This is a genomic window from Streptococcus sp. M334 (assembly GCF_000187745.1).
GTDB lineage: Bacteria > Bacillota > Bacilli > Lactobacillales > Streptococcaceae > Streptococcus.
The window spans coordinates 624,484-636,712 of the sequence record NZ_GL732486.1; the positions used below are offsets into that span (position 1 = coordinate 624,484).

Here is a 12,229-nt window from a genome sequence, read left to right on the forward strand (position 1 = left end):
CTTAGTTCTCCTTTAGCACATATTCTTCGATAGCCCAGGCGACAGCCTCTTCATCGTTGGTCATTCGCGTCACTACATTTGCGACTGCCTTGACTTCAGGAACAGCGTTTTGCATGGCAACACCGAGCCCTGCCCATTCAATCATAGAGAGGTCATTGGCCTCGTCACCACAAGCCATGACTTGGCTTTGGTCGATTCCAAGATGGCTGATTAGTTTTGCCAAACCTGTTGCTTTATGAACATTTTTTGGTGACCACTCTAGCAACATTTCACGTGATTTAAAGATTTCATATTGGTCAAACAATTCTGGAGAAATCTTCTGAATAGCTGCATCCAAGGGTTCTTGAGCAAAGGCAGTCACGCACTTATTGTAGGTCATCTGACTAGATAAGTCTTCAAAATCCACTGGAACAAAGGTCAATGCTGGATTGAATTTGGCATAAAGACTTTCTTGGTCCGATTGGATTTGATAAACAGTTCCTTCTGAAATAGCGTCAAGAGGAAGTGATAATTTCTCTGTTTCTTCATACAAGCGTGCCACATCGTCGTATGAAAAGACTGTTTTATCAAGGATTTCACCTGTATTTTTCTGAACCAAACCACCATTAAAAGTAATGGTATACTCATCTTCATGGCCGTCAGTCCCTAGCTCATGGAGAAAGAAATCCATAGCTTTTAAGGGACGACCAGTTGTCAATACGACCTTGATACCACGATCACGCGCAGCTTTCAAGGTTGCCTTAGTGCGATCCGTCAGCTTTTTATCAGTAGTCAGCAAGGTCCCATCCAAGTCCAATGCAATCAATTTTATATCTGCCATTATAAACCCTCCATATAAGCTATAACCGACTGGTCCTTATGGTGACCAATCACAGTTTCTGCTAATTCTAAAATCTCTGGTCGTGCATTTTCAGGAGCCACAGGATGTCCCACAACCTGCATCATATGCAAGTCATTTAGATTGTCTCCAAAAGCCATAACCTGATCCATCGTGATACCAAGTTTTTTAGCTAATTCAACAATGGCCACACCCTTATCGACATAGTCCAGAACAATATCAATGGATTCAAAGCCAGTTGTCATGGCCTTAACACCAGGAACATGTTCATTGACCCAAGCTTCTCCAGCTTCGAGAGTTTCTTCTGTGAAGTTGGTTGTAAATTTGAAAATGTCATCTGTGATATCTTCCAGACTGGCTACTTTTTGGATATTTTCATTATAATGCTGGCTCTCTTTCAAATAGGTTGCATCAACCGTATCTAGCACATAAGAACCCTTCTTACCCGTCAAGAGCAGTTTATTGACATCTACATAAGGTGAAGTTTTTAGCTTTTCAAAAGTTGCCAGATAAAAGTCACGAGACATGGTCGCTTCATACAAGTCTTGACCTTGATATTCGACCAAACTGCCATTTTCCGCGATAAAAATAATATCATCACGAACATCAGCAAATAATTTTTCTAAGGATAGAAATCCGCGCCCCGAAGCCACCGCAAAGTAAATCCCTTTTTCCTTATAGGAAGCCAAGAGAGACTTGAGGCGGTCCATATCAAAGCGCCCATTCCCATCTAGAAAGGTTCCGTCCATATCCGTTGCTACTAGTTTAATTGTCATCCTTCAATACTTTCTAAATCTTTTAACTTAACTGAAACAATTTTTGAAACACCTGATTCTTGCATAGTCACTCCATAGATGGAATCAGCCGCTGCCATGGTTCCCTTACGGTGGGTCACGACGATAAACTGGCTATCCTTGTCAAATCGATTGAGGTAATCCCCGAAACGCTTAACATTGGCTTCATCCAGCGCAGCCTCTACCTCATCCAAAATAACAAACGGAATGGTCTTGACACGAATAATGGAGAAAAGCAAAGCAAGAGCTGATAAGGCTTTTTCACCACCACTCATAAGGTTAAGCGACTGGATTTTCTTACCTGGAGGTTGAACAGAAATCTCAACCCCAGCTGTCAGCAGGTCTCCCTCAGTCAAAATGAGGTCCGCCTGACCTCCGCCAAACATCTGCTTAAAGGTCACTTTGAAAGACTCACGAATAGCTTCAAAGGTGGATTTAAAGCGTTCCTTGACCTCATCATTCATCTCTGTAATGGTTTCTAGGAGCAGATTTTTCGCTGACAAAATGTCATCTCGCTGGCCATTTAGGAAATCCAGACGATTGTGCACTTCTTCGTACTGTTCAATAGCATCAAAGTTGACAGGACCCAGCGAGCGAATAGCCTTCTCTAAATCTTTAACCTCTTGCTCTGCCAGATTAAGATTTTCCAACTCATGAGACTTTTCTAAAGCTTCTGTATAGCTAATCTGATACTGGTCTGTTAATTGACTTTGTAGATGGCGCAAGCGCTCGCTGACCTTTTCTTTCTTGGCTTCAGCACGTGTTTGCTTGCGAATCCACTCCTCATTCTGCTGGCGAGCCTGATCCAAATGACTAGCAATATCATCCAGCTGACCTTCAATATCATCCAACTCAAACTGCTTGCGAATCAAACCTTGTTGGAGATTTGTTTTCTGGTTTTTGGCTTCTTCAGCCTGTTGACTGAGCAGTTCTGTATCAACCTTCTCAATATTATCAACCTTTTCTTGAAGAAGGCGTTGGATTTCTTCTTGCTCAATATCCAGATTATCCAATTCCTTGCCTAAACGTTCAATATCCGCAACTTCGTAACGTTTTTGCCCTTGCAGTTCTGTCTTAAGCAGGCGAGCTTGCGCTACCTCTTCCTGCAAATTTTGATAGCGTTCTTGGATGGCATTTTTGTTAGACTTAATCTCTTCAATCTCAGCTTCCAGATTTTGCTTATCACTGGCAATAGTAGCAAGACGCTCTTGGCATTTTTCCTTATCTGCTTGCCAATCTCCATCAGAAAGACGATTTAATTCCTCTTCTTGAAGTTTCCAAAGAGTTTCTAGCTCTTCAACTTGCTGACTGGTCTGCTGATAAGCGAGGGACAAGCCTTGCTCCTGAATACGTGCCTGCTCCCCCTGAGATTTGATGGCTTCTAATCTTTCTGTCAATCTAGCCATCTCATCTTGCAAGGTCTTCAAACTCGACTCTTCTGAACGCAAGCTTGCTTCTTCTTCAGCAATTTCTTTTTGCAATTGCTCCAGCTCTGGCTTGATGAAAATGCTGTTATTTTGGCGATTGGCACCACCCGCATAGGAACCACCTGTGCGCAACTCTGTGCCGTCCAAAGTCACCATACGAACCTGATAACGAACCTGACGAGCTGCTGCACGCGCATGTTCTACGGTATCAAAGATAGCCGTCGTAGCTAGCAAATTCTTGAAAATAGCTTCCAACCTATTATCGAAAGTAACCAGCTCATCTGCCATGCCAAGGAAACCTGGACTTGTAGCGATAGTATCTTGGTTCTGACTAGAAATCGTACGGGCCTTGATCGTTGTCAAAGGAAGGAAGGTCGCACGACCATATCTGTTTCGTTTAAGGAAATCAATAGCTTTAGTTGCCGACTCTTCATCTTCTACGATGATATGCTGGCTACTTGCTCCAAGCGCAATCTCTAGGGCAGTTTGATAATGCACATCAAAAGTCAAATGCTCACTGACTGCCCCAATAATTCCACCAAGGCGGTCTTTTTCTTGGAGGACACTCTTGACACCTGCATAAAAGTTACTATGATTTTTCAGGATATTTTCCAAACTTTGGGCTCTAGCCTGCTTGTTTTTGAGATTATCCAGACGGTCAAAGAGTTGACTTTGTTGGGTTTGATAGGAAGTTTTCTGTTCCTCTTGCTCCTTGGCACAGACCTGGTAATCTGCCAATAATTTCTGAACTTGCTCCTTGGCTGTTTCAAGCTCAGCATTTTCCTGCCTAGCCTTCTCTCTAGCTGTAGCCAGTTGTTCTTTCAGCTTTTCTAGTTGATCTGCTTGCTTTTGAGAAAGCTGACGGCTATTTTCCAACTCATTCTCGATGCGGGTCAGTTGATTTGAGACATCCGCTTCTTCTTGTAGAAGGGCCACAAAGCGTTCACGTAAGAGCTCAATCATCTGATCAGGATCATCTGAAAAAGCTAGCAATTCAGCCTCTAAACGATTGAGTTTTTGATTATTTTGGACTAGATTTTCTTCTAAAAGTGCTAAAGAGCTTTCTTTTTCAGCCTTTTCCTGACTTAGAGCCTTTCTCTTATCCTCCAAAGCAGCCAAACGGGCTTGTGCTTCCTGCTGATTCAGGGCTACTTGCTCAGATTCTAATTTCGATAAGGCTAATTTTCTCTCTAAATCACTAATCAGACTGGTCAAATCCATCAAACTGCCTTGGTCTTTGGCCATTTCAGCCTGTAAATCTTGGCGTTGCTTTTTAAGAGTTTGATTTTCTTCTTCTAATTTTTCACGCTTTTGGTAGTAGCTCGTCAAGAGTTCCTGAACTTGTGCCAACTCTTCTTCTGTCGACTCTAGTTCAGCCTTATTTTCCTTGATTTGAGCAACCAGCACGTCTAAATAAATAGCCTTGCGTTGACCTTCCAAGTCTAAAAACTTACGGGCATTCTCAGCTTGCTTCTCAAGAGGTTTAATTTGATTATCCAATTCGTAGATAATGTCTTCAAGTCGGTCTAAATTATCCTGAGTTTGTTGTAGTTTACTCTCAGTCTCTTTTCTGCGAGTCTTGTATTTCAAAACTCCAGCAGCCTCTTCGAAAATAGCTCGGCGTTCCTCAGGCTTAGAATTAAAAATCTCCTCAACCTTCCCTTGGGAAATAATAGAGAAGGAATCTCGTCCCAATCCAGTATCCAAGAAAAGATCATGAATATCACGCAGACGGACTTTCTTGCCGTCAATCTTGTATTCGCTATCTCCACTACGATAGATATGGCGTTCTACCCTGATTTCTTGACCTGCGTCCTTGATAAATCCGTCATTATTATCCAAAGTCACAACTACAGAAGCATAATTGAGCGGTTTGCGACTTTCAGTTCCGGCAAAGATGACATCCGGCATCTTGCCCCCACGGAGACTCTTAACACTTGACTCCCCCAAGGCCCAACGCAGACTTTCTGTAATATTCGACTTTCCAGATCCATTGGGTCCAACGACTGCCGTCACACCTTGGTCAAAGACAACCTTGGTCTTATCAGCAAAAGACTTGAATCCTTGAATTTCGATTTCCTTTAAATACATGAATCGAGCCCTTTCTCAACAGCATTTTTGGCAGCTTCCTGCTCTGCTAATTTCTTAGAACGACCTTGACCTTGACCAATGCTCTTACCTTCAACAAGAACTTCTACATCAAAAACCTTATCGTGGGCAGGCCCTGTTTCAGAAATCACCTGATAACGAATAGCCACATCCCCATTGACCTGAAGTAACTCTTGGAGATGGGTTTTGTAGTCTGTAATCATCTCAAACTCGCCTGCTTCAACCTTAGGAATCATGACTTGATAGATAAATTTCTTGACCTTGGCCACATCCTTATCCAAAAGGAGGGCACCAAGAAAAGCTTCAAAAGCATCGCCAAGAATGGTGTCACGATTGCGACCACCAGATTTTTCTTCCCCCTTACCCAGCTTAATAAACTGGTCAAACTGGCAATCACGCGCAAAGCCAGCCAAACTCTCCTCGCGGACAATCATGGCACGGAGTTTAGACAAGTCACCCTCAGGTTTTTTAGGATATTTTTTATACAGATATTCTGAAATCAATAACTGTAGAACAGCGTCTCCTAAAAATTCCAAGCGTTCATTGTGTGAAATTTTTAAGAGGCGGTGCTCATTGGCATAACTCGTATGAGTAAAGGCAGTCTCCAGCAAGTTTTTGTCTGCAAATTCGATTGCAAAATGGTTCTTTAGTACAGTTTGTAATTCTTTCATACCAACCTCTTTCTAACTGACAACAGTCCTTTTTATTATATCAAAAAAAGCCCCCTGAGTCACTTTAAAACGGGACAGGAGGGGATTTGGGAATTCTATAGAATATGATTTTCAATTTTATACTTCTTCAAACCACATCAGCTTCGCCTTGGATTATATATGTGACTGACTTTGTCAGTCTTATCTACAACCTCAAAGCAGTGCTTTGAGCAGCCTACGGCTAGCTTCCTAGTTTGCTCTTTGATTTTCATTGAGTATTAGGGGCAAATTTGAGGCAGGATAAATAAAAAGCCCTATTAAAGGCTTTTTAGGATGTTTACATCCACCCTGAGGGAATCGAACCCCCATCTCAAGAACCGGAATCTTACGTGATATCCATTACACTAAGGGTGGAAACTTGTTTTATTATAACAAAAATTTGCTCTAATAACAAGTTTTTTTCTGGCCAAATAGCCCGTCTTAGTGGGAAGCATCCCCATTCCAAATAGAGTTTTTCACGATAACATAATCAACGTGTTTAAGGTCAGCAACCTGACGTCCACCTGCGTATGAAATAGCACTTTGAAGGTCCTGTTCCATCTCAGTCAAAGTGTCTTGCAAATGACCTTTTGCAGGAAGCAAGATACGTTTGCCTTCGACGTTTTTATAAGCACCTTTTTGATATTGTGAAGCTGAACCATAGTATTCTTTGAACTGTTCACCATCGACTTCAATCGTTTTCCCTGGACTTTCGATGTGTCCTGCAAAGAGGGAACCAATCATGACCATGCTAGCACCGAAGCGGATAGACTTGGCAATATCTCCGTGAGTACGAATTCCTCCATCAGCGATAATCGGTTTACGTGCAGCCTTGGCACACCAGCGTAGAGCAGCCAACTGCCAACCACCTGTACCAAAACCAGTCTTGACCTTGGTGATACAAACCTTACCAGGACCGATTCCAACCTTAGTAGCATCCGCACCAGCATTTTCCAATTCACGCACAGCTTCTGGTGTTCCCACATTTCCAGCAATTACAAAGGTATCTGGCAATTCTTTCTTGATGTGTTGAATCATAGAAATCACGCTATCCGCATGACCATGGGCAATGTCAATCGTAATGTACTCAGGAGCATCAGCTTTGAGCTGGCTAACAAAATCATACTCATAGTCCTTAACACCAACAGAGATAGAAGCAATGAGCCCTTGCTCATGCATACGCTTAATAAAAGGAATGCGTCCTGCCTCATCAAAACGATGCATAATGTAGAAGTAACCTCCTTTAGCCAGTTGCTCTGCTACATTTTCATCCAAAATCGTCTGCATATTAGCTGGCACAACAGGTAGTTTAAAGATGTGATTTCCTAGAGTGACACTTGTATCCGCTTCTGCACGACTTTTAATCACACATTTATTTGGAATCAATTGAATATCTTCATAATCAAAAATTGGAAATTCATTTAACATATCAATGTCTCGTTTCTTTTGTAATGACCTACCTATGCTCTCGCATCACTACGCCTTTTCCGACGTTTCCTTAATTCATTATAAACTAAAGTACAGTTTTTGTCAAATAATTTTACAAATTAAAATATATTGTTCGGATTTCACTTGTATCAAAAACAAAAGAAAGAGGAGAGATTATTTTCTCCCCACTTCTTTAGTAATATTCCTTTTAAAAATTTCTTCGGAGTTTTCCATCATTTCACAAAATTCACGATAGGATGAAAAGTTCTGAGGAATTTGGATAGACCATTTCTTCAACAAAGCTCCATAACCTGCTAGCTTTCCTATCTCATTATCAATAACCTTGTCCTCGCTCGGAAAAACAAGACCAGCCTTCTCAGCTTTCAAAATATAAGAATAGGAAATCAGCTGGAATAAGTCCTCACGGTTGATTCCTTTTTCAGTCAATTCCAGTTTTTTATACTTAGCATCTAATACTATTTTAAGCTCTTCTTGATAAAAATCTGGATATACTTTCCGTTTCCCAACAGAAAATACCGAAATACCACCTAGTTTTTCTTTATTTCGTGGATGGATGAAATCTTTTGGCAATAAAGTATGAACATACTCTTCCCAAAGCCAGGCAACATCAAAAAGAATACCATGGATTTTTTGATCTTGATACCCTAAACCGTGCTTTTCTTGGTTTAGAATCATCAGACAAAGTTCTTGTAACTTTCTGTACTCGTGAAAGTATGCATGACGCAAAAGTTTAGATTGATTTCCCCGAATAATCTTAGCACGATCAGCTAGTTTATAAGAGGGCGTTACACGCACGATTTCAGCTACGTTTTCACGACTAGTTGAGAGATTATCTAGTACCCCTTGACCAATGCTTTTCTGGTTCTTAATGTATTCAATAGTGTGACGGGCCAACTGCATGAGGGGATTATCATAGGTGAACTCTCTCGTTGTGTAGGCAATATTTCCCGTGAAAGGAAGATTTTTCTTGAGATGGTTTCTTACATCAATCACTCCCTTAACATGACTGTCATTATAAGAAAATCGATGGTATTCCTTATAAAGACCTTTTCTAATAGCAGCTTGTAGATACTTAGGAAAGAGATACATCAAAAGTTGATAGAGCTTATCTTCACTCGACAAAGCTACATCTAAACTAGTGAGATTGATATGAAAAACCTTTTGTAAAAGATAATGCAAAAAATAGTCATTACTCTCATCAGAAAAGCGAGAGGAAATTGTTAATCTTTCCTGACCACACCCCAGAAAACCAATCACATTTCCAGTCTTGATTTTCTGATTAACTGTTTCAAAGATTTTTTTGGTCCTTCTCTAAGTCAGGAGAATTCTTCAAATCATTTGGAAAAATGAAAACACGTTCATCTTGGGATAAACTTTCCAAGGTTCTGTCTAAAAGAAGATTGCTTAGTTTAGGATATCCTTCAACAAATTCTTCTTTAACAATCTTGTGTTGATTATCGGTTATACGCATCATCGTTTTCATCGCTTTCATTGTCATCAGCTACTGCCTGATTTTTTTGCTTATTCTTTGTCAGATAAAATGCTTTTTTCAATGTTTCTAGAGTTTCAGCTTCATCATAAGAACCACGTACATAATCTTCCAAAAGCGGTTTGAGATAATCAAACCAGAGTAATTCATAGTCAAAATCTACATCCTTCAAGTTAAGGAAATAACTTGGCCCGATATGGTAATGACTGTTTAATTCCTGAACATTTTCAATAGCAGCATTCAAGTTCCTTAATCGAATTTTAGCTTCTTTTGCATCCTCACCTAGTTCTTCATCTAGAATGTGAAGTCGACTTTCAGCCGTAACTTCAACAAAGCGGAAACGACGACGCATAGCAAAATCAAAGGTATCAACAGATCTGTCTATATCATTCATGGTTCCGATGATGTAGACATTCTCAGGGATATACAATTTCTCATCAGTCTCATGTAAATTAGCATACTGAGTAGAAACACTCCCCTTTTCACCACGATAACCAGGGTCGATAGAGAAAAAGAGTTCCCCAAAAATCTTAGAAATCTCCCCACGGTTGATTTCATCAATGATGAAGACGAATTTCTTGTCTGTGTCAATTGTTGGAGATACATAATCACACAATCCATAACTTTCTTTCATGTGATCCAAAACAATTTTGTGGTAAGTTTGGTACTTTAGATGAGTCTCCTCGCCCTTGTATAAAAGATATACTTTTTCTTTAGTGGCAACAGGAGAATCAAACTTCACATTCCCTTGGCTATTTAAACTAGCTGGGACTGAACTACGAGGAAACAAATATTGTCCCTGTTTCTCATTGATAGCATCCGTTAGTTTAGTCCAAGCTTCATCAAAATTATCTTGGCCTCCAGTTTTCTTAGCGTCTCTAGCTTTCTGACAAAACTTCTTAAAGATGCCATCTACTAGTTTAAACTCAATGGTACCATCTCCATTAGATACTGGTCTCAATCCCTCTACAAAATCCGTATAGTCATAAGATGGATGAAACTGTACAAAGCCGATTTGATCTTTATTACTATTTGTTAACTCTTTGGCTATATCTTTGGCTAAGCGTGTTTTTCCCGTACCTGGTGCCCCACGGAGGATAAGGTTTGGAGACTTTAATAGAGATTGAGTTAATTGATGACGAAAATTGTTTGATGAATCCATTGTACTATTGTCTTCCTTATCTTCCATAAAAAGCTTAGAATACTCAAAAAGCATAGTTCCTAATTTCGATGGCTCCAACTCAGGATAAGTTTTGGACACCAGTTCAATTATTTTATGATTTTGCAGATAAGGTCCACCTTGATTTGTCTGAGAAACAAAGTGGTTCCAAAATTCTTTCTGACTATTAATATTTACACCAAAGAAAGGATCTCCCTCAGAATAGATACAAAGTAGTTTTGTCACCATAGCAGAACGACCAATAAATTCATTTGTTGATCTTTTCATATCAAAAATAGGATTTTCAAAGTTAAAACGAATACCTTCTTTGATAATTTCATACAAATCTGATTTTAATTTTGAAAATCGCTGATCCAACTCTGAAATCTCATTATTAGCTTGATCTTTATATTTGTTTGTTTTTTTATTCCAATAAATACCAAATTTTGAAGCTGAGCCACCAGAAATTCCAAGAAATAGATTTTTGTATTTTCCTTTCTCAAGAGCGTAGCACAAAGACTTATTTTGCTGTCCCTTTCCTATTACATATTCATCGATTGACATTGTTAAAATCCTATCCAAAGGCCATTCCTGGAGAAACTCTTCTTTTAATTTATCATTAAACTTTTCACCAGCAGTTGCCTTATTTAATAACTCTTCTTTATTTTGACTACACCATTTATAAAAATCTTCTAAACTAACTTTTCTTTTCAGCATAAATCGTACTCCTTTTATAATAATGTTCGAATAAAAAACTATATATTTCATATATAGAATATCATATCCTATAGAAAAAGAAAAGAATTTCTAAAGAAAAAGCCTAGTGTAGAGAGCTTTATTACTTCATAACACTAGACTTCTTTTTATCTTAATAATACTCACCCTGACGGTAGTCCCATGAGTTAAAGGTATCTGACAGGTGCATCATGATTTTATCAATGTCAAGCCCTTTGCGGATAACTACTGGAGCTGGTGAAGTTGAGCGTGCTCCTCCTTGTTCCGGGATGAGTTTGCCGTCTTTATCAACCATAGACACCATCACGCCTTGCTCGTAGCGAGTTTCAATCGTTTTGTCGGGCTGGATAGATGCCACATAGTCGTCTGCTTCAATGACAAGGTCAACTGCTCCTTCGATGCGTTCTCCGATACCTTCTACCTTACCACGGTTTCCTTTTCCAGATGGGTTTGCAGATGAGGCATAGACCATCTTGCCTTCTTCCCAAAGTTTGGCAGCTAATTGTTCACCAGCCTTACCAAACTTGATGACAAAACAGCTAGTACCACGAACGTCAGTCATCAGTTCTTCACGGCCATCACCGTATGCTTTTAGTTTTTCAAAAGCTTCTGGTTTCCATGGAAGGATACAACCAAGAAGAATATCTTCGTCCCAATGTTTTTGGTAAAAGGCTTCAATTTCTGGGTTGAGTTGTGCTAAAGCACGGAGCTCATCCATGCTACCACAGAGAACGACACCTGGTTTGTTACGATTGCGTTCTTTAGCTGCGAACTTGCGCTCAAGTCCTGCCTTGTCGCTAGTCATGATAATGTAACCAACTTTAGTAGGGCAAACGATACAACCGCCCTCACCTTTTAAAATGTCATAGCCTTCTTGTGAAAGTGTTCCGTTCCATTGAATGTGTTTTGTCATAGTTCTATTTCCTTTTCTATTTTTTCTAATCCTGCCAGTAGGCTGGTCGTTGTTTTTCATAGGCAGCAATCAAGTCTTCATACTGCAAGGTAATTCCGATATCATCCAAACCATTTAAGAGTTTGTGTTTCCATTCGCTATCTATTTCGAAAGTGAATTCTCCAACTGGTGAGATGATTTTTTGTTGTTCCAAGTCCACAGTTACCTGGTCACTTGGTTTAAGCTGGGCTAGTTTCTCTCTAACCTCTCTGGGCTGAACAATAGGTAACATGCTATTATTGAGTTCATTATTGTAATGAATGTCACCGAAAGACCCTGCAATCACAACCTTAAAACCATAGTCTGCTAGAGCCCAAGCTGCGTGTTCTCTCGAAGAACCTGCCCCAAAGTTATTCCCTGAGATGAGGATAGTTGCTTTACGGTATTCAGGTCTGTTAAAGACAAAGTCTGGATCCTCAGTATACTTGTCATCCAAATAACGCCAAGCATACATGAGGTACTTACCAAAGCCTTTTTTATCAATTAACTTGAGAAACTGCTTGGGTAGAATTTGATCGGTATCGATGTTATCATTCATGAGAGGAACAGTCGTTCCCGTATAAACTGTAAATTTCTCCATATCCTCTC

The 12,229-nt window shown here is 39.9% G+C and carries 7 protein-coding genes, 1 tRNA gene and 3 pseudogenes; all 11 read right to left on the reverse strand.

Going from position 1 to position 12,229, the window contains the following annotated elements; all coding sequences use genetic code 11:
• Position 1 precedes the first annotated feature (1 nt).
• Positions 2-820 (reverse strand): Cof-type HAD-IIB family hydrolase, encoded by an 819-nt coding sequence (locus HMPREF0851_RS07495; protein WP_000763412.1) that lies wholly within the window; start codon positions 818-820, stop codon positions 2-4.
• Entirely contained in the window at positions 820-1,614 is a 795-nt protein-coding gene (locus HMPREF0851_RS07500) for a Cof-type HAD-IIB family hydrolase (protein ID WP_000153025.1), read from the reverse strand. The genes HMPREF0851_RS07495 and HMPREF0851_RS07500 overlap by 1 nt, the downstream gene beginning before the upstream one ends.
• Positions 1,611-5,150, reverse strand: a complete 3,540-nt coding sequence (smc, locus tag HMPREF0851_RS07505; RefSeq protein ID WP_000280968.1) for a chromosome segregation protein SMC — start codon at positions 5,148-5,150, stop codon at positions 1,611-1,613. Before smc ends, HMPREF0851_RS07500 begins: the two co-directional genes overlap by 4 nt.
• On the reverse strand, positions 5,141-5,839 hold the full coding sequence (gene rnc / locus HMPREF0851_RS07510; protein ID WP_000661491.1) for a ribonuclease III: 699 nt from the start codon (positions 5,837-5,839) through the stop codon (positions 5,141-5,143). Before rnc ends, smc begins: the two co-directional genes overlap by 10 nt.
• Before the next feature lie 321 nt (positions 5,840-6,160).
• A tRNA-Arg gene (locus HMPREF0851_RS07515) sits at positions 6,161-6,232 on the reverse strand.
• Between the two features lie 66 nt (positions 6,233-6,298).
• On the reverse strand, positions 6,299-7,285 hold the full coding sequence (locus tag HMPREF0851_RS07520) for a GMP reductase (protein WP_000931143.1): 987 nt from the start codon (positions 7,283-7,285) through the stop codon (positions 6,299-6,301).
• Between the two features lie 174 nt (positions 7,286-7,459).
• Positions 7,460-8,777, reverse strand: a pseudogene (locus HMPREF0851_RS07525) (McrC family protein).
• A pseudogene (locus tag HMPREF0851_RS16765) lies at positions 8,761-9,414 on the reverse strand (AAA family ATPase); the annotation flags it as partial. The pseudogenes HMPREF0851_RS07525 and HMPREF0851_RS16765, both read right to left, overlap by 17 nt.
• Positions 9,415-9,479: 65 nt before the next feature.
• A pseudogene (locus tag HMPREF0851_RS16770) lies at positions 9,480-10,671 on the reverse strand (AAA family ATPase); the annotation flags it as partial.
• Positions 10,672-10,822: 151 nt separating this feature from the next.
• Positions 10,823-11,602: an L-threonylcarbamoyladenylate synthase gene (locus tag HMPREF0851_RS07535; RefSeq protein WP_000160498.1), complete on the reverse strand. Its 780-nt coding sequence runs from the start codon at positions 11,600-11,602 to the stop codon at positions 10,823-10,825.
• A 25-nt stretch (positions 11,603-11,627) separates the two neighbouring features.
• A complete protein-coding gene (leuD, locus tag HMPREF0851_RS07540) occupies positions 11,628-12,221 on the reverse strand; it encodes a 3-isopropylmalate dehydratase small subunit (RefSeq protein ID WP_000410631.1) in 594 nt (197 codons plus the stop codon).
• Positions 12,222-12,229: the final 8 nt, after the last annotated feature.

Excerpts from the sequence above, each read along its gene's own strand:
- HMPREF0851_RS07500 (WP_000153025.1), bottom strand. The coding sequence starts at position 1,614 with ATGACAATTAAACTAGTAGCAACGGATATGGACGGAACCTTTCTAGAT.
- HMPREF0851_RS07495 (WP_000763412.1), bottom strand. The coding sequence starts at position 820 with ATGGCAGATATAAAATTGATTGCATTGGACTTGGATGGGACCTTGCTG.
- HMPREF0851_RS07520 (WP_000931143.1), bottom strand. The coding sequence starts at position 7,285 with ATGTTAAATGAATTTCCAATTTTTGATTATGAAGATATTCAATTGATT.
- leuD (WP_000410631.1), bottom strand. The coding sequence starts at position 12,221 with ATGGAGAAATTTACAGTTTATACGGGAACGACTGTTCCTCTCATGAAT.
- smc (WP_000280968.1), bottom strand. The coding sequence starts at position 5,150 with ATGTATTTAAAGGAAATCGAAATTCAAGGATTCAAGTCTTTTGCTGAT.
- rnc (WP_000661491.1), bottom strand. The coding sequence starts at position 5,839 with ATGAAAGAATTACAAACTGTACTAAAGAACCATTTTGCAATCGAATTT.
- HMPREF0851_RS07535 (WP_000160498.1), bottom strand. The coding sequence starts at position 11,602 with ATGACAAAACACATTCAATGGAACGGAACACTTTCACAAGAAGGCTAT.